We start from the raw sequence: 24,032 nt of genomic DNA on the forward strand, positions 1-24,032 counted from the left end.
ATTTAAGTGAATCAAAGCGCGTAGTGAGCAGACCATTGCTCAAGAATAGGCTTATAGGGTTTGATAAATTGCTCTTCCGTAAATTTCCCCTGCTCAATCGCTAACTGGCTACGCTCTTCGCGATCGTAAACAATCTTGGTTAATGAATGATCCTGGTTATTCAGGCTTGGCTGATAGCATTGCCCCGCCGCCGAGTTGGCATTGTAAATTTCAGGCCGATAGATTTTCTGGAAGGTCTCCATCGTGCTGATGGTGCCGATCAGTTCCAGGTCGGTGTAATCGCTCAGCAAATCCCCGGGGAAATAAAAGGCCAGGGGCGCGACGCTATTTTTCGGCATGAAATAGCGCACCTGCAGGCCCATTTTTTTAAAATACCGGTCGGTCAGCGAAGCGCCGTCTTGCCGATACTCGTCACCCAAGACCGGGTGTTGATTGCCCGTCCGATGGTAGGTGTCTTTGCTGGATACGCTGAGGCAGATCACCGGCGGTTTGCTGAAATTTTCATGGTATTCGTTTGAATTGACGAAGTGCTTAAAGATATTGCCGTGCAAATCGCCGAAATCATCCGGAATGGTAAATTCCGCCGTGTTTTTATTGTGCGCCGGCAGCAAGACGCTAAAGTCGTAATCGCGCACGTAAGAGGAGAAATTGTTCCCGACGATGCCCTCGATACGCTTTTGCGTTTTTTTATCGATGATGTTGGTTTTCAGGATTTCTATCACCGGGAAGCTGGCGCCCTGATCTTCGATGCGCATCTCAACCGAGATGATCTCCAGCTCGACGGAGTAGCGATCGGCCTTGGGGTTATCCCAATAGGCTAATGCATTAAAGCGATTGTCGATCATCACCAGCGTGTTGCGCAGGTTCTCCCGGCGGTTTTTCCCTCTGGCCAAATTGGCAAAGTTGGTGGTGATACGCGTATTTTCAGAAGGGTTATAATCTTCGTCGAAAGAACTGCTCTTAATCGTAAAGGTAAAGTCTGTATTCATCGTCTTATAGCATCCTGTTATATGATATGAAGGCTGGATTTATCCATTTCTTTCAATGGCTTGTTTTTCTATTTTTTTATTCAGCCGATTTCATATTATCTGTCGTTAATGAGGTCTATTTTTGCCAGAGTCCCGGAGGGAGTGAAAGAGACTTAATTTCATTACCACATGAGCGGTATTCATGATCGGGCGTTCGGGCCGTTTTACCGCCGTTGCTCTGCGGCGCAAACCGCCGGTGGGTTGGGCCAGCAACCTGGTGCAGCCTGAAACATTACGGGTATAATCCCTCCATGATCCCACGGCTTCAGACACGAACATGACAAAACTCACCTTACAAGAGCAGATGCTCAAAGCGGGCTTGGTAACCAGCAAGAAAATGGCCAAAGTCCAAAGAACGGCTAAAAAATCACGCGTTCAGGCCCGTGAGGCCAGAGAGGCGGTGGAAGAGAATAAAAAGGCGCAGCTTGAACGCGATAAGCAGCTGAGCGAGCAGCAAAAGCAAGCCGCGCTGTCCAAAGAATACAAGGCGCAGGTGAAGCAACTGATCGAGATGAACCGCATCGTCCTGGCGAAAGGCGATATCGGTTTTAACTTCACCGACGGCAACCTGATCAAGAAAATCCTGGTGGATAAAGCGACCCAGACCCAGCTGATCAATGGCCGTCTCGCCATTGCGCGTTTGCTGATCGAGAACCGGGAAGAGTGTGAATACGCGATTATCCCCGCGAGCGTCGCCGATAAAATCGCGCAGCGCGATGCGGGCAGCATTGTGTTGCACAGCGCGCTGAGTCAGGAAGAGCAGGATGAAGACGATCCGTACGCCGACTTTAAAGTGCCTGACGATTTGATGTGGTAAGCCGCGTTCAGAACGGCGCGGCGTGACGAGCGGTTATCCGCTCTCCGCTGATGGGGTGCACAAAGTCCAGTTCGCTGGCGTGCAGCATCAGCCGCGGCGTCTGTTCGGCACCCGGCAGCAGACGCCCGCCATACAGATCGCAGCCTAAAATGGGGTGGCCCAACTGCCAGCTGTGAATACGCAGCTGGTGGGTGCGCCCGGTCTCCGGGGTGAGCTGCACCCGCGTCAGCGGCAGCGATGTCCCATCCTCCACGTGACGATAAAAACGCTCGACGACCCGATAGCGGGAGCGGGCGGGCTTGCCGTGGAGGGCGCAAATCGACATCAGCGGGAACAGCGCCGGATCTTTGGCGATCGCCGCGTCTATCACCCCTTCGTCATACGCCACATGGCCGCAAAGCAGCGCGCTGTAGACTTTACCGACGGTGCGCTCGCTGAACTGCCGGCAGAGCGCGGCGTTGACGGCCTTATTGCGGGCCACCACCATCAACCCGGACGTGCCGAAATCCAGGCGGTGTGCCAGCGTGCAGCCGGGGAAGATCTGCACCAGCCGATAGTGCACCGAGTCGAGATTTTGCGGATTCTTGCCCGAAAGGCTGAGTAACCCGGCCGGCTTATTGATCAGCGCCAGATGATCGTCCTGATAGAGGATCTCTATCTGGTCATGACAGGGCGGAGCGATAAAGGTATCGGTAATCGTAGACATCGGGCGGCCGGTTGCAGAGGAGGAGCGGATGATAGCGAATTTTCTGCCGATGAGCGAATCTGGCGGCGCTGGCCTGGCGCCCACAGGGTATTAGCATCTCTGATACTTGATTAGAAACATCAATTTCACCTAATGATCGCTTCCTCGTATGATGCGCGTGTTGACCGACACGCGCCCTCGTCCGGCGCCTTTTATCATTCGAGGAATTTCCCATGCTAGCCGTCTTCCTGCAGGGCTTTGCCCTGAGCGCCGCCATGATCCTGCCGCTGGGCCCGCAGAACGTATTCGTGATGAATCAGGGCATTCGCCGTCAGTATCATCTGATGATCGCCTCATTGTGCGCGCTGAGCGATATCGTGCTGATCTGCGCCGGTATTTTCGGCGGCAGCGCGTTGCTGACCCGCTCGCCGCTGCTGCTGGCGCTAGTCACCTGGGGCGGGGTGGCGTTTCTGCTGTGGTACGGCTGGGGCGCGTTCCGTTCCGCCTTCAGCCCGCAACCGGCGCAGGCCGCGGCGCAGGAGCTGGCGCAGAGCCGCTGGCGCATCGTGGTCACCATGCTGGCGGTCACCTGGCTGAATCCGCACGTCTATCTGGATACGTTCGTGGTGCTCGGCAGCCTGGGCGGACAGCTGACGGCGGACGTGCGTTCCTGGTTCGCGCTTGGCGCGGTCAGCGCGTCGGCGGTGTGGTTCTTTGGCCTGGCGCTGCTGGCCTCCTGGCTGGCGCCGTGGCTGAACACCCAGCGGGCGCAGCGCATCATCAACGCGCTGGTCGGTCTGGTGATGTGGGGCATCGCGCTGCAGCTGGCCTGGCAGGGGGCAAATTTATAAGAATTTGTCACTAATCCGAATTCAAAACGCCGTGCGATATGCTACGTTTGATGCCAGGAATCCGGCGGTTCTCGCAGGGAAAAGCCGGCGATCAGAGACAGCCTGTCATTAAGGAGACACTGTGAAGCTAAAAGCATTGGCTATGGCCGCAATGGTCGGATTAGGGACGCTACCGATGGCGCTGCAGGCGGCTGAATTGCCTGAAGGGCCGCACGTCGTCACCTCCGGCACCGCCAGCGTGGACGCCACGCCGGATATCGCCACCCTGGCGATCGAAGTGAGCGTTTCCTCCAAAGACGCCGCCCAGGCGAAGAAGCAGGTGGATGAGCGCGTGGCGCAGTACTTTGATTTCCTGCAGAAAAATAACATCGAGAAGAAAGACATCAGCGCCGCCAACCTGCGCACCCAGCCGGAATACGACTACCTGAAAACCGGCGAGTCGGTGCTGAAGGGTTACCGTGCGGTGCGTCAGGTGCAGGTGACGTTGCGCCAGTTGGACAAGCTGAACGAGCTGCTGGACGGCGCGTTGAAATCCGGCCTGAACGAGATCCGCGCGGTGGAGCTGGGCGTCGCCAAGCCGGACGTGTATCGCGAACAGGCGCGGCAAAAAGCGATCGAGAACGCGACTCAGCAGGCCGAATCCCTGGCCAAGGGCTTCCACGCCAAGTTGGGGCCGGTGTACAGCATTCGCTACCGGGTCGCCAACTACCAGCCGATGCCGGTGGCGCGGATGTATAAAGCGGCCGGCGCGGCGGCGGAAAACGACGCGGCGCAAACCTATGAACAGCAAAGCATTCACTTCGACGATCAGGTGGATGTGGTGTTCGAACTGCAGCGCAACGCCGCGCAGTAAAGATGTTGCCATGAAGAAAAGGTTCGCTGCGGCGAACCTTTTTTCGTTTTAATCCTGGCGCAGCACCTGGTGACCGTGCTCCAGCAACGCGTCGGTCACTTTACGCATCATGCGGCTCTCCGGCGCGAAGCGGTGCCAGTACAGCATACGGCGCTGGTACAGCCCCGGCGTCAGATCGATCAGTTCGCCGGATGCCAGCTCTTTTTCGATCTGCAGATGCGGGATCATACAGCAGGTGGTGCCCTGACGGGCCAGCTGCACGAAGGCTTCCGATGAGTTCACGATGTGGCAGGGCACGCTGCCCGGCGACAGATCGAAGTTCTGCTGCAGGAATGCCTGGTGCATGTCGTCGAGATGATCGAAGGCCACCGCCGGCGCTTTCAACAGCGCGGAGCGGGTGACGCCGTTCGGGAAATAGCGCTCGGCGAAGCCGCTGGAGGCCACGAACAGGTAGTCCAGCGCCCCCAGCCGGTCCACCAGGCAGCTCGGCAGCGGCTGTGGCTGAATACTCACCGCGCCCACCACCTCGCCGCGGCGCAGCCGCTCCTGGGTGCGGGTTTCATCTTCCACCTGCAGATTCAGACGAATGGGGGAGTCCGCCAGCACCGGTTTCAGCGCCGGCAGCAGCCAGGTCGCCAGACTGTCGGCGTTGACCGCCAGCGACAGCAGCAGCGGCGTATCGACGCCGGTATCGTTGCCCAGCCACTCTTCTTCCAGCAGCTCTACCTGATGCAGCAACGCCAGCAGCTTTTGCCCCTGTTCGGTCGGGCGCGGCGGCACGGTGCGGACCAGCAGCGGTTGGCCGAACAGGTTTTCCAGCTGTTTGATGCGTTGGGATACCGCCGATTGCGTGATACAGAGTTTTTGCGCGGCGCGCTCGAAGCCGCGCTCACGGATCACCGCGTCCAGCGCTTGCAGCGTACGATAGTCTGGGCGTTTCATCGGAAAGATATCCCTTAAATTAGAATGATACCGGCACTATGCCACATTTTGCGCGCGGCGCAGGTGGAAAAATCACGCCACCAACTCGCCGCCAAGCGGGTAAAAATGCGGGCTGCGGTAAATAAGTGTGATCCTGCCGGCGTGAAAAACAGCGTTTTACCCTATAATACGCACACGTTTTCGTACAGAGGCAAGGGACATATTATGACGCAGGATGAACTGAAAAAAGCGGTAGGCTGGGCGGCGCTGGAATACGTAACGCCGGGCACCATTGTCGGGGTTGGCACCGGCTCTACCGCTGCCCACTTTATTGACGCGCTGGGCTCCATCAAGCACCAGATTGAAGGCGCGGTGTCCAGCTCCGACGCCTCCACCGCCAAGCTGAAAAGCCTCGGCATCCATGTGTTCGACAGCAACGAAGTGGACTCGCTCGATATCTACGTGGACGGCGCGGACGAAATCAACGGTCATATGCAGATGATCAAAGGCGGCGGCGCGGCGCTGACGCGCGAGAAGATCATCGCCGCCATCGCCAAGAAATTCATCTGCATCGTCGACGCCAGCAAGCAGGTGGACGTGCTGGGCAAATTCCCGCTACCGGTGGAAGTGATCCCGATGGCCCGCTCCTATGTGGCGCGCGAGCTGGTGAAACTGGGCGGCCTGCCGGAGTATCGCCAGAACGTGGTGACCGACAACGGCAACGTGATCCTGGACGTGCATAACCTGAGCATCACCGACGCCATCGCGCTGGAGAACAAGATCAACGGCATCGCCGGCGTGGTGACCGTGGGGCTGTTCGCCAACCGCGGCGCGGACGTGGCGCTGGTCGGCACCCCGGAAGGCGTGAAAGTGGTCAAATAAGCCTCTGCGGCCTGTGGCCCGGCAGTGCCGGGCCGCATAATTCTTCGGTTAAAATATCTTTTCTGAAAAACGGCAAATTTGGTGACTTATGTCACATTGTGAAAACTGACTCCCCAAAGCTTCTGCCGAAAACTTTCCCTATGGCATTTTCTGCCGTAAACCGCCATCAACGCTGCGCCTTGTCCTGCCGGGCAGGCAATCGTTTGTATTGCCGCCCGCGTTATTTTTGTTATGTTGGATGGGAGCTGTGTCGTCACAGCCGCTTCTGAAGTCTGAACATAGGGTCGGGTAAATGGCAAAAGTATCATTGGAGAAAGACAGGATTAAATTCCTGTTGGTGGAAGGGGTTCATCAGAGCACGGTCGATAATTTGCGTGCCGCCGGTTATACCAACATCGAATACCACAAGGGTGCGTTAGACACCGAATCGCTGAAGGCCTCCATCCGCGATGCGCACTTCGTCGGCATCCGATCGCGCACGCATCTGACCGAAGAGGTGTTCGCCGCCGCAGAAAAACTGGTGGCGGTGGGCTGCTTCTGTATCGGCACCAACCAGGTTGACCTGAAAGCGGCGACCAAACGCGGCATTCCGGTCTTCAACGCCCCGTTCTCCAATACCCGATCCGTGGCCGAAATGGTGCTGGGCGAGCTGCTGTTGATGCTGCGCGGCATTCCGGCCGCCAACGCCAAGGCGCACCGCGGCGTGTGGCACAAACTGGCCGTGGGCTCCTATGAAGCGCGCGGCAAAAAACTGGGCATCATCGGCTACGGCCATATCGGCACCCAGCTGGGCATTCTGGCCGAAGGGCTGGGCATGAAGGTGTTCTTCTACGATATCGAGAACAAGCTGCCGCTGGGCAATGCACAACAGGTGCGTCATCTGTCCGATCTGCTCAATATGAGCGACGTGGTGACGCTGCACGTGCCGGAAACGCTGGCGACCAAGAACATGATGGGGGCGGAAGAGCTGGCGCTGATGAAACCGGGCGCTATTCTGATCAACGCCTCGCGCGGCACCGTGGTGGATATCCCCGCGCTGTGCGACGCGCTGACCAGCAATCACCTGGCGGGCGCGGCGATCGACGTCTTCCCGGAAGAGCCGGCGACCAACAGCGATCCGTTCAACTCGCCGCTGTGTGAGTTCGATAACGTGCTGCTGACGCCGCACATCGGCGGTTCCACGCAGGAAGCGCAGGAGAACATCGGCGACGAAGTGGCCGGCAAGCTGGCGAAATATTCCGATAACGGTTCGACCCTGTCGGCGGTCAACTTCCCGGAAGTGTCGTTGCCGGCGCATGGTCCGAACGCCAGCCGTCTGCTGCACATCCATGAAAACCGTCCGGGCGTGCTGACGCAGATTAACCAGATCTTCGCCGAAGAGGGGGTTAACATCGCCGCGCAGTATCTGCAAACCGGGCCGGAAATCGGCTATGTGGTGATCGACATCGAAGCGGAAACCGCGCGCGCCGATGCTGCGCTGCAGCGCATGAAGGCCATCGACGGCACCATTCGCGCTCGTCTGCTGTTCTGATTCGGCGGCTCGCCGCAATGAAAAAGGCCGGAGCGATCCGGCCTTTTGCTATTTGGGCTCCCGCCACGCCCAGCTGCAGAGCGGGGTGAGGATTTCCGGCAGCGGGATATCCCAGTGCTCGGTCGGCAGGTGCTCCACCTGTTGGCAATCATGGGCCAGGCCGATGGGATAGGGGCCGCCGCTGCGCCAGTTTTGCAGGGTGCGATCGTAAAAGCCGCCGCCCATGCCCAGACGCTGTCCGGTATGATCGAATGCCACCAGCGGCGTCAGCACCACCTCCAGTTCACCCAGCGGCAACACCTGGCGCACATCGAGACGCGGCTCGAGAATATTGAAGCGATTGCGCACCAGCGGCGTTTCCGGCGCATAGCGCAGGAACAACAGGTGTCCCGGGCTGAACGGATGCAGCACCGGCAGGTAAACCCGTTTACCGAGCGTCCACAAACGCTCGATCAGCGGCCCGGTATCGAGTTCGCCGTCAAACGACAGGAAGACCGCGATGCTGTGCGCCGCTTGAATACGGCTGTGCGCGACGAGACGTTCGGTTATCTTTTCTGCGGCAAAGCGTTGCTGCTCGGGCGTAAGCTCGCGCCGACGTTGGCGAATGAGTTGACGAATGGCTTGGCGCTGCTGCGCGAATTGGGGTTGAAAAGGCATCGTATCAGGCTTGCTCAGTGTGGCGTTCAGCACACAAAACCGCTGAGAAGGGGAATCTCCGAGATGCCGTCGCAGGCTGTAACCCTTGAACCCATGGTTCAAGGTGAACGTGCCGTCGCAATCTTAAGGCTTCTCGGCGCACCGAGCGTGCTCACCGATCGCGGAGCAACACATTCTGTTTGTACTAAATATCGGCTCAGGGGACTGGCCCGCTGGCGAACATCTCAGAGAAATTTTGTACTCGTTGCCGAAAACTTGGCTTTCAACAACTTAAGTTATTCGAATTGTGCATCCTGACGTTCAGAGATGCGACCTTGTTCAAGCAGCGCTTGTTCAATGGTCTGCTGCAGCATCCGTATGCGTTGTTCCATATTGGACGCATAGTCACGGGTTTTCAACCGTTCTTGAGCAAGTTCGTGACAGACGTTCAATGCCGCGATGAAAACCAGTTGCTCAGTATTGGAGACTCTAGTGCGAACTTTAAGATCTTGCAACCGTTGGTTAAGATCGTCCGCCGCCATATTCAACGCATCTTGTTGTTCTGGCGGGCAATTGACTCTTAACGAGCGGCCAAAAATTTGAATATCTACCGGTTGTGCAGACATGCCACCTTCCTGCCTAAATTTCGCGCCAGCCTTGTCCGCCCGGGCCGGGCCGTCAAAGCGGGCGCCACTATATATACCTCGGTACCAAGATACAACCCCTTTTTCAGTACCTGGTTGTAATCTACTGTGGCGGACATTGCCAGTCAAAAAAGGGTTTCAAAATGCGTATTTACCGCACTTTCGTCACCCGCCGGCGCAGTGTGAAACCTGCCACATCGCGATTATAACTAGCCACTGAGGTGTCGCGCTTATCTGGTATAGCGACGGACCTTGGTGGTAGCATAACACGAACTTATCCTGCCAACGATGACGAATGCGCATGTCTATACAGAATACATTTCCAAGTTACCAATCTTTGACCGTGGCCCTCAACCAGCAGTCGGTGGCGCTGACCGCGGCAGAAATGCACGGCCTGATCAGCGGCTTGCTGTGCGGCGGCAGCCGTGATGCCGGCTGGCAGGCGCTGGTGCACGATCTGACCAACGAAGGCGTCGCCTTCCCGCAGGCGCTCAGCCAACCGTTGCAGCAGCTGTATGAAGCGACGCGTGACACGCTGGAAGATGACGAATTCCTGTTCCAACTGATGCTGCCTGAAGGGGAGATCGTCAGCGTGTTCGATCGCGCCGATGCGCTGGCCGGTTGGGTCAACCACTTCCTGCTCGGTCTGGGCATGATGCAACCGAAGCTGGCTCAGGTGAAAGACGAAGTCGGTGAAGCGATTGACGATCTGCGCAACATCGCGCAGCTGGGCTACGACGAAGACGAAGATCAGGAAGAATTGGAACAGTCGTTGGAAGAAGTGGCGGAGTATGTGCGGGTCGCCGCCATCATGTGCCACGGCGAATTCACCCGTCAGAAACCGACGGCGCCGGAAAATATCAAACCGACGCTGCACTAAACGTTCTATCGCCCTTCCGCCGGCGGTGCGGACGGCATGATTTCAGGAGAAGGTAATGACTCAGCAGGAATTCAACAACCGCCGCCAGGCGCTGTTGGCGAAAATGGCGCCGGCCAGCGCGGCGGTTATTTTCTCTGCGCCGGAAACGACGCGCAGTGCAGATTCAGACTATCCCTACCGGCAGAACAGCGATTTTTGGTACCTGACCGGCTTCAATGAGCCGGAAGCGGTGCTGGTGCTGATCAAAAGCGATGAAACGCACAACCACAGCGTGTTGTTCAACCGGGTGCGCGACCTGACGGCGGAAATCTGGTTTGGCCGCCGTCTGGGGCAAGACGCCGCGCCGGCGAAGCTGGGCGTGGATCGCGCGCTGCCGTTCGATGAAATCAATGACCAGCTGCACCTGTTGCTGAATGGCCTGGACGTGGTTTACCACGCGCAGGGCGAATACGCCTATGCCGATCAGATCCTGTTCGGCGCGCTGGACAAGCTGCGCAAGGGATTCCGCCAGAACCTGCAGGCGCCGGCCACCGTCACCGACTGGCGGCCGTGGCTGCACGACATGCGGCTGTTCAAGTCGCCGGAAGAGCTGGCGGTGATGCGCCGCGCCGGCGAGATCAGCGCGTTGGCGCACACCCGCGCGATGGAAAAATGCCGTCCGGGCATGTTCGAATACCAGCTGGAAGCGGAAATTCATCATGAGTTCACCCGCCTCGGCGCCCGTTACCCGTCTTACAACACCATCGTCGGCAGCGGCGAAAACGGCTGTATCCTGCACTACACCGAGAACGAGAGCCAGATGCGCGACGGCGATCTGGTGTTGATCGACGCGGGCTGCGAGTACCAGGGGTACGCCGGCGACATCACCCGCACCTTCCCGGTCAACGGCAAGTTCAGCCGGCCGCAGCGCGCGGTGTATGACATTGTGCTGGCGTCGCTGCAGCGCGCTTTGGAACTGTTCAAACCCGGTACCAGCATCCGCGAAGTCAATGACGAAGTGGTGCGCATCATGGTGGTCGGGCTGGTGGAGCTGGGCGTATTGAAAGGTGAAGTCGACCAGTTGATCGCCGAGCAGGCCCACCGTCAGTTCTTTATGCACGGGCTGAGCCACTGGCTGGGTCTCGACGTGCACGACGTCGGCCACTATGGCACGCCGAGCCGCGATCGGCTGCTGGAGCCGGGCATGGTGCTGACCGTGGAGCCGGGGCTGTACATCGCGCCGGATGCGGACGTACCGGCGGAGTACCGCGGCATCGGTATCCGCATCGAGGACGACATCGTGATCACTGCCGACGGCAATGAAAACCTGACCGCCACCGTGGTGAAAGACGCCGATGCCATCGAGGCCTTGATGGCGGCGGCAAGGTCGTAGCATGAGCGTTATTATCGTTGGCGGCGGGATGGCGGGCGCGACGTTGGCGCTGGCCATTTCGTCGCTCACTCAGGGAAGAATGGCGGTGGATCTGGTCGAGGCGACCCGGCCGGACGACCGCAGCCACCCGGGCTTTGACGCTCGCGCCATCGCGCTGGCGCAGGGCACCTGCCAACAGCTGGCGCGCATCGGCGTTTGGCCGGCGCTGCGCGATTGCGCTACACCGATCACTCAGGTGCACGTCAGCGATCGCGGCCACGCCGGGTTTGTGAATCTGCAGGCGCAAGATTATCAGGTCGATGCGCTCGGCCAGGTGATCGAACTGCACGACGCCGGGCAGCGGCTGTTCGCGCTGCTGGCCAAGGCGCCCGGCGTTACGCTGCACTGCCCGGCGCGGGTGGTGGACGTGATTCGCACCGCAGAGCGGGCGGAAGTGCTGCTGGACAACGGCCAGCGTCTGCGCGGGCAATTGCTGGTGGCGGCCGACGGCTCGCGCTCTGCGCTGGCGCAAGCCTGCAATATGCAGTGGCGGCAGGAGGACTATCCGCAGTTCGCCACCATCGCCAACGTCACCACGGCGGAAGATCCGCAGGGGCGCGCCTTTGAGCGCTTTACCCGCTATGGGCCGCTGGCGCTGTTGCCGATGTCGCAGGGGCGCAGTTCACTGGTATGGTGCCATGCGCGCGAAGATCGCGATCAGGTGGATGCCTGGGACGACGCGCGGTTTATCGCCGAGCTGCAACAAGCCTTCGGCTGGCGGCTGGGGCGCATTCTCAAAGCCGGTAAACGGCACAGTTACCCACTCGGTCTGCTGACCGCCGATCGCCATGTCAGCCACCGGCTGGCGCTGGTGGGCAACGCGGCGCAAACGCTGCATCCTATCGCCGGGCAGGGGTTCAACCTTGGCCTGCGCGACGTGATGTCGCTGGCGGAAACGCTGGCGGAAGCGGCAGACAGCGGCGAAGACGCCGGCGGTTACGCACTGCTGAGCCGTTATCAGCAGCGGCGGCAAAACGATCAGCGGGCGACGATCGGCGTGACCGACGGGTTGATTCATCTGTTCGCCAACCGTTATGGCCCGCTGGTGATCGGCCGCAATCTGGCGCTGATGGCGATGGAACGTTTGCCGGCGATACGCGATGCCTTCGCCAAGCGTACGCTGGGCTGGGTGGAACGTTAGAGACATGGTCGGGCGCTTTAACGCGCCCAAAGCGCGGCGCGGCAAGGCGTCGCGCGTTATTTAAGGAAATCGAGCAGCATGCAATCATTTGACGTGATTATCGCCGGTGGCGGTATGGTGGGGCTGGCGTTGGCCTGCGGCCTGCAGGGCAGCGGGCTGCGCGTGGCGGTGCTGGAGCAGCGCCAGCCGGAGATGGCGCCGCCGTCGGAACAGCCGGCTCTGCGCGTCTCCGCCATCAATGCCGCCAGCGAGCGTTTGCTGCAGCACATCGGCGTGTGGGACGACATTCTCCAGCTGCGCGCCAGCGCCTATAACGCGATGGAAGTGTGGGATCGCGACAGCTTCGGCAAAATCGCCTTCCGCGGCGACGAGTGCGGCTTCAGCCATCTCGGCCACATCATCGAAAACGCGGTGATCCAGCAGGCGCTGTGGAAGCGCGCCGAAAGCCTGTCGGACATTACGCTGATTACCCCGGCCGCGCTCAAGCAGGTGGCGTGGGGCGAGAACGACGCCTTCGTCACGCTGGAGGACGGCCGCATGCTGACCGCCCGGTTGGTGATTGGTGCCGACGGCGCCCAGTCGTGGCTGCGTCAGCACGCCGATATCCCGCTGACCTTCTGGGACTATCGCCACCACGCGCTGGTGGCCACCATTCGCACCGAAGAGCCGCATCAGGCGACGGCGCGGCAAATTTTCCACGGCGACGGCATTCTGGCGTTCCTGCCGTTCAGCGATCCGCATTTGAGCTCCATCGTCTGGTCGGTCGCGCCGGAAGAGGCCGAACGCCTCAAGCAGCTGGAGCCGGAACAATTCAATCGCGAACTGGCGATGGCCTTCGATATGCGTTTGGGCGCCTGCAGCCTGGAAAGCGAACGGCTGGCGTTCCCGTTGACCGGCCGCTATGCGCGCAGCTTCGCCGCGCACCGCCTGGCGCTGGTAGGCGATGCGGCGCATACCGTGCATCCGCTGGCCGGGCAGGGGGTGAACCTGGGCTTTATGGACGCCGCCGAGCTGATTTCCGAACTGCGCCGCCTGCAGCGGCAGGGCAAGGATATCGGCCAGCACCTCTATCTGCGCCGTTATGAACGCCGCCGCAAACATGGCGCGGCGGTAATGCTGGCCAGCATGCAGGGTTTCCGCGAACTGTTCGACGGTAATCACCCGGCCAAAAAGCTGCTGCGCGACGTGGGCCTGCGGCTGGCGGACAGCCTGCCGGGCGTCAAACCGAAGCTGGTGCGTCAGGCGATGGGCCTGAACGATCTGCCCGAGTGGCTTGCCTGATCCCTTCCTTCTGCGGGCCCGCATCGGGCTCGCGCTTCTCGCCTTATTCCATCGCTTTTCCTTATATAACCCTTCATTTGAAATAATCTAATTTCAGCCGCTTTTTATCATTACTTTTTCTAATTCCATGTTCGGTTATCAAAAGTCCGGATCCCATGTGAGGCCATAGGTTTGTTATATAAGTTCGGTGTTTTGCCGCTTTAATTGTTAATTTTGTGCCTTAAGGCGCATTTTTCCAGTGAAAAACTCTGCACACTAGCCCGGCGTTTTACCGCCCCGGAACGGCGATGAGCCTATTTTAACTTATGGTTAATGTGGTCGTTCGGTGATAAGTTCGAGGGAAAGGTATCGTTTGCGTCACGGCGGTTGCACGCAGTTTCCGCCCGTCCCGGCGCAGCATTTGTGTTGAGCAGTCAGTGCGCCATGGCGATCGGGCCGCGAGCCAGGCTCCGCCGCATTGCGTGGCAGCACCCTAACTTCTAGCGACGAGTGGAAAGAGGGAAAAGATGGCAAAGCAAACCCCACTGTACGACCAGCACGTGGCGTGCGGTGCGCGCATGGTAGACTTTCACGGCTGGATGATGCCGCTGCACTACGGCTCGCAGCTCGATGAGCACCACGCGGTGCGTCAGGATGCCGGCATGTTCGACGTGTCTCACATGACCATTGTGGATCTGCACGGCGCCCGCACCCGCGAGTTCCTGCGCTACCTGCTGGCGAACGACGTCGCCAAACTGACCCAACCCGGCAAAGCGCTGTACACCGGCATGCTGAATGCCTCCGGCGGCGTGATCGACGACCTGATCGTTTATTTCCTCACTGAAGACTATTTCCGCCTGGTGGTGAACTCCGCCACCCGCGACAAAGACCTGGCCTGGATCGAAGAGCACGCCGCGCCGTATGGCGTCGCGCTGACGGTGCGCGACGATCTGGCGCTGATCGCGGTGCAGGGCCCGCAGGCCAAAGAGCGCGCCGGCACCCTGTTCACCCCGGAGCAAAAAAGCGCGGTCGAAGGCATGAAGCCATTCTTCGGCGTGCAGGCCGGCGAGCTGTTCATCGCCACCACCGGTTACACCGGCGAGGCCGGCTATGAGATCGCGCTGCCGAAAGAGCAGGCGGCGGATTTCTGGCAAAAATTGCTGGCCGCGGGCGTCAAGCCGGCCGGTCTGGGCGCGCGCGACACCCTGCGCCTGGAAGCGGGCATGAACCTCTACGGGCAAGAGATGGATGAAGGCGTTTCGCCGCTGGCCGCCAACATGGGCTGGACCATCGCCTGGCAGCCGGAAGATCGCCGTTTCATCGGCCGCGAAGCGCTGGAACAACAGCGCGAGCAGGGCACCGAGCAACTGGTCGGCTTGATCATGACGGAAAAAGGCGTATTACGTAATGAGCTACCGGTGCGTTTCACCGACGCGGCGGGGCAAACCCACGAAGGCGTGATCACCAGCGGCTCGTTCTCTCCGACGCTGGGCTTCAGCATCGCGCTGGCGCGCGTGCCGGCAGGCATCGGCGAGCAGGCTATCGTGCAGATCCGCAACCGTGAAATGCCGGTTAAAGTGACCAAGCCCGGTTTCGTTCGCGCCGGCAAGCCGCTGACAAATTGATTTTTTATTGATTGATTCTTTTATTTCTTCGAAGGAGTAACCGGCGATGAGCAATGTGCCAACAGAATTGAAATACGCATCCTCCCACGAGTGGGTTCGTGCAGAAGGTAACGGCGTTTACACCGTAGGCATCACCGAACATGCGCAGGAACTGCTGGGCGATATGGTGTTTGTCGATCTGCCGGAAGTGGGCCGCAGCGTCGCCGCCGGTGAAGATTGCGCCGTGGCGGAATCCGTCAAGGCGGCATCGGACATTTACGCGCCAATCAGCGGCGAAATCGTGGCGGTGAACGGCGAGCTGGAAAGCTCCCCGGAGCTGGTGAACAGCGAACCTTACGGTGACGGCTTCCTGTTCCAGATTAAAGCCTCCGACGAAGGCGAGCTGGCGAACCTGCTGGACGCCGCGGCTTATCAGGCCTCGATCGACGAGTAATCGTGCCCACGCCCCAGGCCTTTCGGCCGGGGCGTTTTAGTTACCGTTCAAGCTATATCCCGTATCACGCAAGCATTCAGGAATTTGTAGCAATGACTCAGACACTCAGCCAACTCGAACACAGCGAAGCGTTCATTGAACGCCACATCGGCTCTTCTGCGGAACAACGCCAGGAGTTGCTGGCAGCGGTGGGCGCTCGCTCGCTCAGCGCGCTGATCCAACAGATCGTGCCGGCGGACATTCAGCTGCCGGGGCCGCCGCCGGTTGGCGACGCGGCGACCGAACATCAGGCGTTGGCTGAGCTGAAGGCGATCGCCTCCCAGAATCAGCGCTACAAATCCTATATCGGCATGGGCTACAGCGCCGTGCTGACGCCGCCGGTGATCCTGCGCAACATGCTGGAAAATCCGGGCTGGTACACCGCTTACACCCCCTATCAGCCGGAAGTGTCGCAGGGCCGTCTGGAAGCGCTGCTGAACTTCCAGACCGTGACTCTCGATCTGACCGGTCTGGATCTGGCCTCCGCTTCGCTGCTGGATGAAGCGACCGCCGCCGCCGAGGCGATGGCGTTGGCCAAACGCGCCAGCAAGCTGAAAGACGCCAACCGTTTCTTCGTGGCTGACGACGTGCATCCGCAAACGCTGGACGTGGTACGCACCCGCGCCGAAACCTTCGGCTTCGACGTCATCGTCGATAAAGCGGAAAAAGTGCTGGAGCTGGACGGCGTGTTCGGCGTGCTGCTGCAGCAGGTGGGCACCACCGGTGAACTGCACGACTACAGCGCGCTGCTGGCCGAACTGAAATCGCGCAAAATCATCACCAGCGTGGCCGCCGACATCATGGCCCTGGTGCTGCTGACCGCGCCGGGCAAGCAGGGCGCCGACGTGGTGTTCGGCTCCGCGCAACGCTTCGGCGTGCCGATGGGCTACGGCGGCCCGCACGCCGCCTTCTTCGCCTGCCGCGACGAGTTCAAGCGCTCGATGCCGGGCCGCATCATCGGCGTTTCCCGCGATGCCGCCGGCAACACCGCGCTGCGCATGGCGATGCAGACTCGCGAGCAACATATCCGCCGCGAGAAAGCCAACTCGAATATCTGTACCTCGCAGGTGCTGCTGGCCAACATCGCCAGCCTGTATGCGGTGTATCACGGCCCGCAAGGCCTGCAGCGCATCGCCGGGCGCATCCATCGCCTGACCGACATTTTGGCCGCCGGGCTGCAGAAGGCCGGCCTGACGCTGCGTCACCACACCTGGTTCGACACCCTGACCGTCGAAGTGAAGGACAAGGCGGCGGTGCTGGAGCGCGCGCTGAGCTTCGGCATCAACCTGCGTACCGACATCCACGGCGCCGTGGGCATCACGCTGGATGAAGCCACCTCGCGTGAAGACGTGCAAACGCTGTTCGCACTGCTGGCCGGCGACAATCACGGTCTGGACATCGACGCGTTGGACGCGGCGGTGAGCAAAAACAGCCAATCGATCCCGGCCGCCATGCTGCGCCAGGATCCGATCCTGACCCACCCGGTATTCAACCGCTATCACAGCGAAACCGAGATGATGCGCTACATGCATCGTCTGGAGCGCAAGGATCTGGCGCTGAACCAGGCGATGATCCCGCTGGGTTCCTGCACCATGAAATTGAACGCCGCGGCGGAAATGATCCCGATCACCTGGCCTGAATTCTCAGAGTTGCATCCGTTCTGCCCGCCGGAGCAGGCGGCCGGTTACCAGCAGATGATCGGTCAACTGTCTCAGTGGCTGGTGCAGCTGACCGGCTATGACGCGGTGTGCATGCAGCCGAACTCCGGCGCGCAGGGCGAATACGCCGGCCTGCTGGCGATCCGTCGCTACCACGAAAGCCGCAATGAAGCGGGCCGCCACGTCTGTCTGATCCCGAGCTCGGCACACGGCACCAACCCGGCTTCCGCCCAGATGGCAGGCATGAGCGTGGTGGTGGTGGCCTGCGACAAGAACGGCAACATCGACCTGCACGATCTGCGCGTCAAGGCGGAGCAGGCGGGCGAAGAACTCTCTTGCATCATGGTGACCTACCCGTCGACCCACGGCGTGTATGAAGAAACCATCCGCGAAGTGTGCCAGATCGTGCATCAGTTCGGCGGCCAGGTATATCTGGACGGCGCCAACATGAACGCCCAGGTGGGCATCACCACGCCAGGCTACATCGGCGCGGACGTTTCGCACCTCAACCTGCATAAGACCTTCTGCATCCCGCACGGCGGCGGCGGCCCGGGCATGGGCCCGATCGGCGTGAAAGCGCACCTGGCGCCGTTCGTGCCGGGCCACAGCGTGGTGCAGATCGACGGCGTGACCACCCAGCAGGGCGCGGTCTCCGCGGCGCCGTTCGGCAGCGCCTCCATCCTGCCTATCAGCTGGATGTATATTCGCATGATGGGCGCGGAGGGCCTGAAGCAGGCCAGCCAGATGGCGATACTGAACGCCAACTACATCGCCACCCGTCTGAAAGACGCGTACCCGATTCTGTATACCGGCCGCGATCACCGCGTGGCGCACGAATGTATCCTCGATATTCGTCCGCTGAAGGAAGAGACCGGCATCAGCGAAATGGACATCGCCAAGCGCCTGATCGACTTCGGTTTCCACGCCCCGACCATGTCGTTCCCGGTGGCGGGCACGCTGATGGTCGAGCCGACCGAGTCGGAAAGCAAGGTGGAGCTGGATCGCTTTATCGATGCGATGCTGGCGATCCGCAGCGAAATCGACCGCGTCGCCAAGGGCGAATGGCCGCTGGAAGACAACCCGCTGGTGAATGCGCCGCACGTGCAGGCGGAGCTGGTCAACGACTGGCAGCATCCGTACAGCCGCGAGCTGGCGGTGTTCCCGGTGGCCGGCGTACGCGAGAACAAGTACTGGCCGAGCGTTAAGCGTCTGGACGACGTGTACGGCGACCGTAACCTGTTCTGCTCTTGCGTGCCGATGAGCGATTACGAATAACACGTTCGGCAAAGTTTGTGTTCGGGGGACACCGCATCATGCGGTGTCCCTTTTTATTTTATCGCGGCCTATTCTTTCCTGTACGTTCCCACGATTTGAGGAGTCACCATGCAAGCGGCAATAGTAACAGCGCTGGGGCAACCCCCGGTTTTCGGCACCTTTGAGGAGCCTCAGGCGCAGGCGAATGAAGTGCCGATCGACGTTCTGGCGGCCGGCATCAAACAGCTGGATCGCGCCACCGTCGCTGGCACCCACTATTCCAGCCCGAAGCAATTGCCGATCGTGCCCGGCACCGATGGCGTGGGCCGTACGGCGGACGGGCAACGGGTGTACTTCGCCTCTTTCCGTCGCCCTTACGGCGCGATGGCAGAGCGCAGCGTCGCGTCCTGGACGGTGCCGGTGCCGGAGGCGGTGGACGACGCCACGGCGGCCGCGCTGATCAATCCGGCCTTCGCCGCCTGGCTGCCGCTGCGCTGGCGGGCGGATCTGCAGCCCGGTGAAACGGTGCTGATCATTGGCGCTACCGGCACCTCGGGCAAGCTGGCGGTCGCGGCGGCGCGTCAGGCGGGGGCCAGGCGTATTGTTGCCGCCGGCCGTCGACTGAGCGTGCTGGAGGCATTGGGTGTAGACGCCACGGTGGATCTGAGCCTGCAGGGCGAGGCGCTGACGCAGGCCTTCGCGGCGGCGGCGGGGCCGGGCGGTTATCAGGTGATCGTCGATTACATCTGGGGCCCGGCGACGGAAGCGCTGCTGGCGACGCTCAATAATCACGATCTCTCGTCTTACGCCGGCGGACGCGGCATTCGCTTGGTCAACGTCGGTTCGATGGCCGCGCCGGACATCCGGCTGCCGGCGGCGGTGTTGCGCAGCAACCAGCTGCAGATCCTCGGCAGCGGCACCGGCAACTTCCCGCCGATCCCGGAGATGCAGCGCTACGCGACCGAGATTTTGGCGCTGGCGGCGACCGGAGCGCTCACTATCGAGACGCAGGAGCACGCGTTGGCGGAGATCGCCGAGGTGTGGGATCTGAACAAGAAAAGCGACGTGCGTTCGGTGATGCGCATCGCCCGTTAACCCCGGCCGCTAGCGGCAAGGGCAGACCAGGTGAATGTCTTCCGGCTCACGGGCGAACAATTCGGTATCCGGCTGTTCGATGAGCCGGCAGCCCTGCGCCAGATAGAAGTCTACGGTGCTTTTATTGGGGATGGAGGAGACATACAGCCCGGCGGCGCCGTCTTGCGCCGCCTGACGCAGGCAGAGCTGGAACAGCTGCCTGCCTAACCCCTGGCCGCGTTTGTGCGCGCTGACGTAAAAGAACAGCAGCTGGCGCAGATCCCGCTGTGGGCCGCGCGGCTCGGTGTCCAGCGCCGCCGCCGCCACGATCTCCTCGCCTTCGAACAGCGCGAAAAACGCGCCGCCGCGATCGAAGCACGCTTCGTGGATTGGCGTATAGGTTTCCCGATCGTGCGGATCCCAGCCGCGCACGTCGTAGTACTCCGCATAGGATTGCAACTTGCCGTCCTGCAGGCGATACAGCGTGTCGATAATTTCGCTGCGGTCGATATCCCATAGCCGGTCGAGTTGCTGCCGTTGCAGCAGAACAGGGGCAATCATGGTCGTTGTTCACTCTCAGTCTGTGGCCGATAACTTTCCGGCAAATCGATGATGAAGCCGATGCCGCGATCGTCAAGGCCTTCGGTAACGCGCAGCTGCGCGCCGATTTTGTCGGCCAGGTTTCGGGCGATGGCCAATCCGAGCCCGCTGCCGGTTTGCTGCGTGCCGGGCACGCGGTAAAAGCGTTCAAACAGGCGGGAATGGTGTTCTTCGCTCACCCCCGGGCCGTTATCGCGCAACGTAATATAGCAGCCGAGCGGCGCCAGCGAGCGGATATTAGCCTCGATGCGGCTGCCGGGCGGCGCGTACTTGAGCGCGTTATCCAGCAGGTTGGTGAAGATGGCGATCAGCGCATGGCGGTCGGTACTCACCACCACATCCTCGCTGCCGTCGAGCGACAGTTCGACATCTTTCTCCAGCGCATAGGGGACGTGCTGTGCGATGCATTTGCCGATCTCCGCATAGATGTCCACCGCCTCAATCTTCAGCGGAAAATCTTCTGCCTCCAGCTTGGCCAGGTTGATCAGCTGGCGTGACAGCGACGCCGCGCGATCCAGCCCTTGCTGCATGTCGCCGATGATTTCCCGGCGCTCCTGTTGCTCGCTGACCTGGGTCAGCAGATGCAGCTGCGCCAGTACGGCGGCGATCGGCGTGCGCAGCTCGTGCGCGGCGTCGGCCATAAAGCGTTTCTCGCGCTGATTGGCCGCGTCGATGCGCGCCATCAGTTTGTTGACCTCCATCACCACCGGCCGGATTTCCTGATACTGCTCGCTGACGTTGAGCGGCGACAGGTTGCCCGGCTGACGATCGGAAATGGTGCGGGCGATCTGGCGCAGTGGCCGCAGGCTGAAGTAGGCGGTAAACAGCAAGGTAATGATGATCGCCGCCAGAATGCCCAACAGCGGTACGGCGGTGCTTTCCGCCGGATTGCCGAATATCGTGGTGCGATCGTTGAAAGACTCGCCGACGATCACCCGGTACTGGCGCTTTTCGCTCCAGCTGCCGGCAAGGTGCCAGTTGGCGCCGGCGTAATTGACGGATCCGGACAGCACCGCAGGCGGCAGGCGCAGCGGTTCTTCCTGCGTTTGTGAGCAGTAAAGCACCCGGTTATCCCGATCGTAAACCACGAACAGCGGATGATAGTCGAATTGATCCTGCATGCCATTATTGATGGAATCAATGTACATGCTTTCGATGGTTTTGATGATGCCGCGGTAATCAATATTATCGGTGCCGGTTTCATCGAGAATATTGGCGATGCCTGCGGCGACGATGCGTTGCTGGTTATCGAAATATTTCTCCATGTCGGGGTAATACCAGTACTTCACCCAGGCGACGAGGATCCCCCATAATAATAAAATGGCCAGGACCTGGAAAATAATGGTGCGCATAAAGAAGGATTTGAAACCGATCATCCCGCTACTCTTTCTTCAGCAAATAGCCAATGCCGCGTACTGTAATGATTCTTTCTTTACCAATCTTGCGGCGTAAATTATGCATGTGTACTTCCAGCGAGTTGCTTTCCACGCTATCGCCGTGGCCGAACAGCCGCTGTTCCAACACCGCTTTGCGCACCACGGTGCCGGCGCAGCGCATCAGTTCGTGCAGCAGGTGATACTCTTTTTTCGACAGCATCAGCAGTTCGTTATCCAGCATGACCTGATGGTTGACCGGATCGAGATACAGCGCGCCGAGGCTCCAGGTTTGAGACGCGAAGCCCGCCATGCGCCGGTTGACTGCCTTGACGCGCGAGATGAGTTCGGGCAGCGCGAAAGGTTTGGCCAGAAAGTCGTCCGCGCCGGAGTCGAGGCTGTTCACCAGGCTCTCGATGCGATCGCGGGCGGTCAGGATGATGATCGGGATATTCTGTCCGGCGGCGCGCCAGGCGATCAGCTTCTGCAAACCGTCGCCGTCCGGCAGCGTGAGATCCAACAGCATCAAATCGAACCCGCCGGGTGAAAGTTTATTTTCCGCGTCGGTGAGCAGGCGCACCCAGCACAAATTAAAGCCGGCCAGCTCCAATGCTCGGCACAGCGCCTTGCCTAATTGCAGGTCGTCTTCCACCAACAGTATGTTCACGTTATTTCCGCTGAGAGCCTTGAGTCGCGATTATCTAACTATAACGCTGGCGGGAAGACAACGAGGAAAACCGCTCTGCCTGCGCGTTCTTAAGCAAACCTTAATCTGGCTTTAATCTCGCGTTAAGGGAGCGGGGGGGAATTTCAGTTATTTTGCTGCCATTCGAAATCATGGCTGAGGGAGCGAAACATGCAGACTGAAGGTTTCCCGAACGCGGGCGCCTCGCGGCGGCTGATGTATTCAGGCGTGGCGATACTGCTCGTTCTGTTGATGCTGTCTTTTCGCGGTGATGCGCAGAGCCATAGCCACGGCGGCCATCATGCTTCCGCTTTGCAGCGGGTGCATCAGGCGGCGGCGACGGACGCTTACGGCTGCGCCAAGTCGCGCATTAAAAAGCAGCTGCGCCGCCTGGCTCAGCTTTGAAGCGTTTTTTAGGGCGCCGCTCTATACTCTGACGGGCAAACGGAAGGCCTGTGCGCAGGCCGTTGTCGACATCGCCAACCAGAGAAAAAATACGATGATGAAAGTGGCATTGGTGACCGGCGCAAGCCGGGGAATTGGCCGCGCGACCGCTTTGCTGCTGGCCCGGCAGGGCTATGCGGTGGGCGTGAATTACCTGCGCGACGAAAGCGCGGCGCGGCAGGTGGTGGCGGAGATTGAGGCGCAGGGCATCCGCGTCAACGGCGTGCGGCCTGGGCTTATCTATACCGAGATACACGCCAGCGGCGGCGAACCCGGCCGGGTGGATCGCGTGAAGAGCAGTTTGCCGATGCAGCGCGGCGGCCAGCCGCAGGAAGTGGCGGAGGCGATCGCCTGGCTGCTGTCTGACGCCGCGTCTTACGTGACCGGCACCTTTATCGAGACCGCAGGCGGGCGTTGAACGCATCCGGAGAATTTTGACATCCCTCCGGAGGCGATGTATTTTGATTAAATAATAATCAAAATGTAGTTACAAAAATGTATGTTTATTTTGAATGGAATCAGGATAAAAATCACAGTAACCAGCGCAAACACCGTGTCAGTTTTGAGATTGCGCAACGGGTTTTTCTGGATCCCAACCATTTGGCTGTGCTGGAAAGGATCGAGGGTGGAGAAGAACGTTGGCAAACGATCGGTATGGTTGGCTCTTGTTTGCTGTTGCTGGTGGCACATACGACGATCGAAACGGATGTCGAAGGCGATACAGTAGAGATCGTGCGTATCATTTCAGCACGCAAGGCCGATGCCAAAGAGAGGGGAAGATATGAAGCGCAAAAATTCCGCCAAAAATCTGGCCCATAGCGTACTCCCGCCGTTGACGGAGGAGCAGAAAGCGCAAATTGCTTCACTGAGTGCGTTGCCGGACGAGGACATCAATTATGCCGATGCGCCGGCGCTGGGGGAAGAAGCGTGGCAGACTGCGGTTCAGGGGCGTTTTTATAAGCCGATGAAAGTATCAAAAACCATCCGAATCGATGCGGATGTGTTGGCCTGGCTTCAGCGACCAGGCAAAGGCTATCAGAAACGCCTGAACGCCGTGTTGCGTGAGGCGATGTTGAAAGAGCATGAGCACGAGGAATAATTTGTGCCAGGCGGCTAACGATCCGGTGAGATTCTCACCGGATTTTTTTGCTTTTTTTTCAGGTAATGCGTTATCAACGCCGGCTGTCTTCTTGCGGCGCTCGGTCAAAACCACACAAACGGTCATTAACGGTCATGCCGCGGAACGTGGAATTGTGACCGTTTATCGTTTCTCTCCTGTCTGTCTCAGGCGTACGCGCATCATAACT

The 24,032-nt window shown here is 59.9% G+C and carries 25 protein-coding genes and 1 other RNA gene; 17 read left to right on the plus strand and 9 right to left on the minus strand.

The window, feature by feature from the left end:
* Positions 1-11: 11 nt before the first annotated feature.
* Entirely contained in the window at positions 12-989 is a 978-nt protein-coding gene (locus J9788_RS22025) for a DUF1852 domain-containing protein (RefSeq protein ID WP_033644742.1), read from the minus strand.
* Between the two features lie 316 nt (positions 990-1,305).
* Between J9788_RS22025 and J9788_RS22030 the strand changes: the two genes are divergently transcribed.
* The gene (locus tag J9788_RS22030; RefSeq protein WP_046898977.1) at positions 1,306-1,845 is read left to right on the plus strand and encodes a DUF2058 domain-containing protein; all 540 of its coding nucleotides are present in this window, start codon (positions 1,306-1,308) and stop codon (positions 1,843-1,845) included.
* 7 nt (positions 1,846-1,852) lie between these two features.
* On the opposite strand, the gene J9788_RS22035 is transcribed toward J9788_RS22030, so the two are convergent.
* Entirely contained in the window at positions 1,853-2,551 is a 699-nt protein-coding gene (locus tag J9788_RS22035) for an RluA family pseudouridine synthase (RefSeq protein WP_182265341.1), read from the minus strand.
* Between the two features lie 212 nt (positions 2,552-2,763).
* On the opposite strand from J9788_RS22035, the gene argO reads away from it, so the two are divergent.
* Together argO and J9788_RS22045 are read left to right on the plus strand one after the other, a co-directional pair.
* The gene (gene argO, locus J9788_RS22040; RefSeq protein WP_004931603.1) at positions 2,764-3,381 is read left to right on the plus strand and encodes an arginine exporter ArgO; all 618 of its coding nucleotides are present in this window, start codon (positions 2,764-2,766) and stop codon (positions 3,379-3,381) included.
* 121 nt (positions 3,382-3,502) lie between these two features.
* Complete coding sequence (locus tag J9788_RS22045) at positions 3,503-4,234, plus strand: oxidative stress defense protein (RefSeq protein WP_031300626.1); 732 nt, start codon at positions 3,503-3,505, stop codon at positions 4,232-4,234.
* A 48-nt stretch (positions 4,235-4,282) separates the two neighbouring features.
* On the opposite strand, the gene J9788_RS22050 is transcribed toward J9788_RS22045, so the two are convergent.
* Positions 4,283-5,176, minus strand: coding sequence for a LysR family transcriptional regulator ArgP (locus tag J9788_RS22050; RefSeq protein ID WP_004931613.1), 894 nt, complete (start codon positions 5,174-5,176; stop codon positions 4,283-4,285).
* 204 nt (positions 5,177-5,380) lie between these two features.
* Between J9788_RS22050 and rpiA the strand changes: the two genes are divergently transcribed.
* Together rpiA and serA are read left to right on the plus strand one after the other, a co-directional pair.
* Positions 5,381-6,037 (plus strand): ribose-5-phosphate isomerase RpiA, encoded by a 657-nt coding sequence (rpiA, locus tag J9788_RS22055; RefSeq protein WP_025304157.1) that lies wholly within the window; start codon positions 5,381-5,383, stop codon positions 6,035-6,037.
* Positions 6,038-6,329: 292 nt separating this feature from the next.
* Entirely contained in the window at positions 6,330-7,568 is a 1,239-nt protein-coding gene (gene serA, locus J9788_RS22060) for a phosphoglycerate dehydrogenase (RefSeq protein ID WP_046898979.1), read from the plus strand.
* A 48-nt stretch (positions 7,569-7,616) separates the two neighbouring features.
* Here the strand turns inward: serA and J9788_RS22065 are convergent, their stop codons facing one another.
* The 3 genes from J9788_RS22065 to zapA form a co-directional block, all read right to left on the minus strand.
* Positions 7,617-8,225, minus strand: coding sequence for a 5-formyltetrahydrofolate cyclo-ligase (locus J9788_RS22065; protein ID WP_046898980.1), 609 nt, complete (start codon positions 8,223-8,225; stop codon positions 7,617-7,619).
* A 51-nt stretch (positions 8,226-8,276) separates the two neighbouring features.
* A non-coding RNA gene (gene ssrS, locus J9788_RS22070) (6S RNA) lies at positions 8,277-8,459 on the minus strand.
* A gap of 41 nt (positions 8,460-8,500) precedes the next feature.
* Complete coding sequence (gene zapA, locus J9788_RS22075; protein ID WP_004931621.1) at positions 8,501-8,830, minus strand: cell division protein ZapA; 330 nt, start codon at positions 8,828-8,830, stop codon at positions 8,501-8,503.
* 319 nt (positions 8,831-9,149) lie between these two features.
* Between zapA and J9788_RS22080 the strand changes: the two genes are divergently transcribed.
* From J9788_RS22080 to J9788_RS22115, 8 genes are all read left to right on the plus strand, one after another.
* Positions 9,150-9,728, plus strand: coding sequence for a YecA family protein (locus J9788_RS22080; protein WP_046898981.1), 579 nt, complete (start codon positions 9,150-9,152; stop codon positions 9,726-9,728).
* Positions 9,729-9,783: 55 nt separating this feature from the next.
* Positions 9,784-11,100: a Xaa-Pro aminopeptidase gene (pepP, locus tag J9788_RS22085; RefSeq protein WP_049240090.1), complete on the plus strand. Its 1,317-nt coding sequence runs from the start codon at positions 9,784-9,786 to the stop codon at positions 11,098-11,100.
* A 1-nt stretch (position 11,101) separates the two neighbouring features.
* On the plus strand, positions 11,102-12,280 hold the full coding sequence (ubiH, locus tag J9788_RS22090; RefSeq protein WP_182265340.1) for a 2-octaprenyl-6-methoxyphenyl hydroxylase: 1,179 nt from the start codon (positions 11,102-11,104) through the stop codon (positions 12,278-12,280).
* Positions 12,281-12,358: 78 nt separating this feature from the next.
* Positions 12,359-13,561, plus strand: a complete 1,203-nt coding sequence (gene ubiI / locus J9788_RS22095) for an FAD-dependent 2-octaprenylphenol hydroxylase (protein ID WP_182265339.1) — start codon at positions 12,359-12,361, stop codon at positions 13,559-13,561.
* 506 nt (positions 13,562-14,067) lie between these two features.
* A complete protein-coding gene (gcvT, locus tag J9788_RS22100; protein ID WP_004931631.1) occupies positions 14,068-15,165 on the plus strand; it encodes a glycine cleavage system aminomethyltransferase GcvT in 1,098 nt (365 codons plus the stop codon).
* 46 nt (positions 15,166-15,211) lie between these two features.
* Positions 15,212-15,598 (plus strand): glycine cleavage system protein GcvH, encoded by a 387-nt coding sequence (gene gcvH / locus J9788_RS22105; RefSeq protein ID WP_025304150.1) that lies wholly within the window; start codon positions 15,212-15,214, stop codon positions 15,596-15,598.
* 92 nt (positions 15,599-15,690) lie between these two features.
* Positions 15,691-18,570, plus strand: coding sequence for an aminomethyl-transferring glycine dehydrogenase (gcvP, locus tag J9788_RS22110; RefSeq protein WP_015378983.1), 2,880 nt, complete (start codon positions 15,691-15,693; stop codon positions 18,568-18,570).
* Between the two features lie 108 nt (positions 18,571-18,678).
* The gene (locus tag J9788_RS22115) at positions 18,679-19,644 is read left to right on the plus strand and encodes a zinc-binding alcohol dehydrogenase family protein (RefSeq protein ID WP_046898985.1); all 966 of its coding nucleotides are present in this window, start codon (positions 18,679-18,681) and stop codon (positions 19,642-19,644) included.
* Positions 19,645-19,653: 9 nt separating this feature from the next.
* Here the strand turns inward: J9788_RS22115 and J9788_RS22120 are convergent, their stop codons facing one another.
* Genes J9788_RS22120 through J9788_RS22130 form a run of 3 tightly spaced genes read right to left on the minus strand, consistent with a single transcriptional unit; the run spans position 19,654 to position 22,263 of the window.
* Positions 19,654-20,181: a GNAT family N-acetyltransferase gene (locus tag J9788_RS22120; RefSeq protein ID WP_052759969.1), complete on the minus strand. Its 528-nt coding sequence runs from the start codon at positions 20,179-20,181 to the stop codon at positions 19,654-19,656.
* Positions 20,181-21,599: an ATP-binding protein gene (locus tag J9788_RS22125; protein ID WP_182265338.1), complete on the minus strand. Its 1,419-nt coding sequence runs from the start codon at positions 21,597-21,599 to the stop codon at positions 20,181-20,183. Before J9788_RS22125 ends, J9788_RS22120 begins: the two co-directional genes overlap by 1 nt.
* Positions 21,600-21,603: 4 nt before the next feature.
* Positions 21,604-22,263 carry a response regulator gene (locus tag J9788_RS22130; protein WP_033652176.1) on the minus strand — a complete coding sequence of 220 codons (660 nt, stop codon included), beginning with the start codon at positions 22,261-22,263 and terminating at the stop codon, positions 21,604-21,606.
* 189 nt (positions 22,264-22,452) lie between these two features.
* Between J9788_RS22130 and J9788_RS22135 the strand changes: the two genes are divergently transcribed.
* From J9788_RS22135 to J9788_RS22150, 4 genes are all read left to right on the plus strand, one after another.
* The gene (locus tag J9788_RS22135; RefSeq protein ID WP_033644758.1) at positions 22,453-22,686 is read left to right on the plus strand and encodes a hypothetical protein; all 234 of its coding nucleotides are present in this window, start codon (positions 22,453-22,455) and stop codon (positions 22,684-22,686) included.
* 97 nt (positions 22,687-22,783) lie between these two features.
* Positions 22,784-23,143 (plus strand): SDR family oxidoreductase, encoded by a 360-nt coding sequence (locus tag J9788_RS22140; protein ID WP_182265482.1) that lies wholly within the window; start codon positions 22,784-22,786, stop codon positions 23,141-23,143.
* A 77-nt stretch (positions 23,144-23,220) separates the two neighbouring features.
* Positions 23,221-23,544 carry a BrnT family toxin gene (locus tag J9788_RS22145; RefSeq protein ID WP_072056098.1) on the plus strand — a complete coding sequence of 108 codons (324 nt, stop codon included), beginning with the start codon at positions 23,221-23,223 and terminating at the stop codon, positions 23,542-23,544.
* Positions 23,507-23,824: a BrnA antitoxin family protein gene (locus J9788_RS22150; RefSeq protein ID WP_046898992.1), complete on the plus strand. Its 318-nt coding sequence runs from the start codon at positions 23,507-23,509 to the stop codon at positions 23,822-23,824. Before J9788_RS22145 ends, J9788_RS22150 begins: the two co-directional genes overlap by 38 nt.
* Positions 23,825-24,032 lie beyond the last annotated feature (208 nt).

Source organism: Serratia sp. X10 (genome assembly GCF_017811775.1).
Classification (GTDB): Bacteria; Pseudomonadota; Gammaproteobacteria; order Enterobacterales; family Enterobacteriaceae; genus Serratia; species Serratia ureilytica.

What these genes read in the sequence shown, in the direction of transcription:
- J9788_RS22035 (WP_182265341.1), bottom strand. Translation starts at nt 2,551, where the DNA reads ATGTCTACGATTACCGATACCTTTATCGCTCCGCCCTGTCATGACCAG.
- J9788_RS22150 (WP_046898992.1), top strand. Translation starts at nt 23,507, where the DNA reads ATGAAGCGCAAAAATTCCGCCAAAAATCTGGCCCATAGCGTACTCCCG.
- J9788_RS22050 (WP_004931613.1), bottom strand. Translation starts at nt 5,176, where the DNA reads ATGAAACGCCCAGACTATCGTACGCTGCAAGCGCTGGACGCGGTGATC.
- serA (WP_046898979.1), top strand. Translation starts at nt 6,330, where the DNA reads ATGGCAAAAGTATCATTGGAGAAAGACAGGATTAAATTCCTGTTGGTG.
- zapA (WP_004931621.1), bottom strand. Translation starts at nt 8,830, where the DNA reads ATGTCTGCACAACCGGTAGATATTCAAATTTTTGGCCGCTCGTTAAGA.
- gcvT (WP_004931631.1), top strand. Translation starts at nt 14,068, where the DNA reads ATGGCAAAGCAAACCCCACTGTACGACCAGCACGTGGCGTGCGGTGCG.
- J9788_RS22080 (WP_046898981.1), top strand. Translation starts at nt 9,150, where the DNA reads ATGTCTATACAGAATACATTTCCAAGTTACCAATCTTTGACCGTGGCC.
- J9788_RS22025 (WP_033644742.1), bottom strand. Translation starts at nt 989, where the DNA reads ATGAATACAGACTTTACCTTTACGATTAAGAGCAGTTCTTTCGACGAA.
- pepP (WP_049240090.1), top strand. Translation starts at nt 9,784, where the DNA reads ATGACTCAGCAGGAATTCAACAACCGCCGCCAGGCGCTGTTGGCGAAA.
- gcvH (WP_025304150.1), top strand. Translation starts at nt 15,212, where the DNA reads ATGAGCAATGTGCCAACAGAATTGAAATACGCATCCTCCCACGAGTGG.
- ubiI (WP_182265339.1), top strand. Translation starts at nt 12,359, where the DNA reads ATGCAATCATTTGACGTGATTATCGCCGGTGGCGGTATGGTGGGGCTG.
- rpiA (WP_025304157.1), top strand. Translation starts at nt 5,381, where the DNA reads ATGACGCAGGATGAACTGAAAAAAGCGGTAGGCTGGGCGGCGCTGGAA.
- J9788_RS22115 (WP_046898985.1), top strand. Translation starts at nt 18,679, where the DNA reads ATGCAAGCGGCAATAGTAACAGCGCTGGGGCAACCCCCGGTTTTCGGC.
- J9788_RS22065 (WP_046898980.1), bottom strand. Translation starts at nt 8,225, where the DNA reads ATGCCTTTTCAACCCCAATTCGCGCAGCAGCGCCAAGCCATTCGTCAA.
- ubiH (WP_182265340.1), top strand. Translation starts at nt 11,102, where the DNA reads ATGAGCGTTATTATCGTTGGCGGCGGGATGGCGGGCGCGACGTTGGCG.
- gcvP (WP_015378983.1), top strand. Translation starts at nt 15,691, where the DNA reads ATGACTCAGACACTCAGCCAACTCGAACACAGCGAAGCGTTCATTGAA.
- J9788_RS22140 (WP_182265482.1), top strand. Translation starts at nt 22,784, where the DNA reads ATGAAAGTGGCATTGGTGACCGGCGCAAGCCGGGGAATTGGCCGCGCG.
- J9788_RS22135 (WP_033644758.1), top strand. Translation starts at nt 22,453, where the DNA reads ATGCAGACTGAAGGTTTCCCGAACGCGGGCGCCTCGCGGCGGCTGATG.
- J9788_RS22030 (WP_046898977.1), top strand. Translation starts at nt 1,306, where the DNA reads ATGACAAAACTCACCTTACAAGAGCAGATGCTCAAAGCGGGCTTGGTA.
- J9788_RS22125 (WP_182265338.1), bottom strand. Translation starts at nt 21,599, where the DNA reads ATGATCGGTTTCAAATCCTTCTTTATGCGCACCATTATTTTCCAGGTC.
- argO (WP_004931603.1), top strand. Translation starts at nt 2,764, where the DNA reads ATGCTAGCCGTCTTCCTGCAGGGCTTTGCCCTGAGCGCCGCCATGATC.
- J9788_RS22145 (WP_072056098.1), top strand. Translation starts at nt 23,221, where the DNA reads ATGTATGTTTATTTTGAATGGAATCAGGATAAAAATCACAGTAACCAG.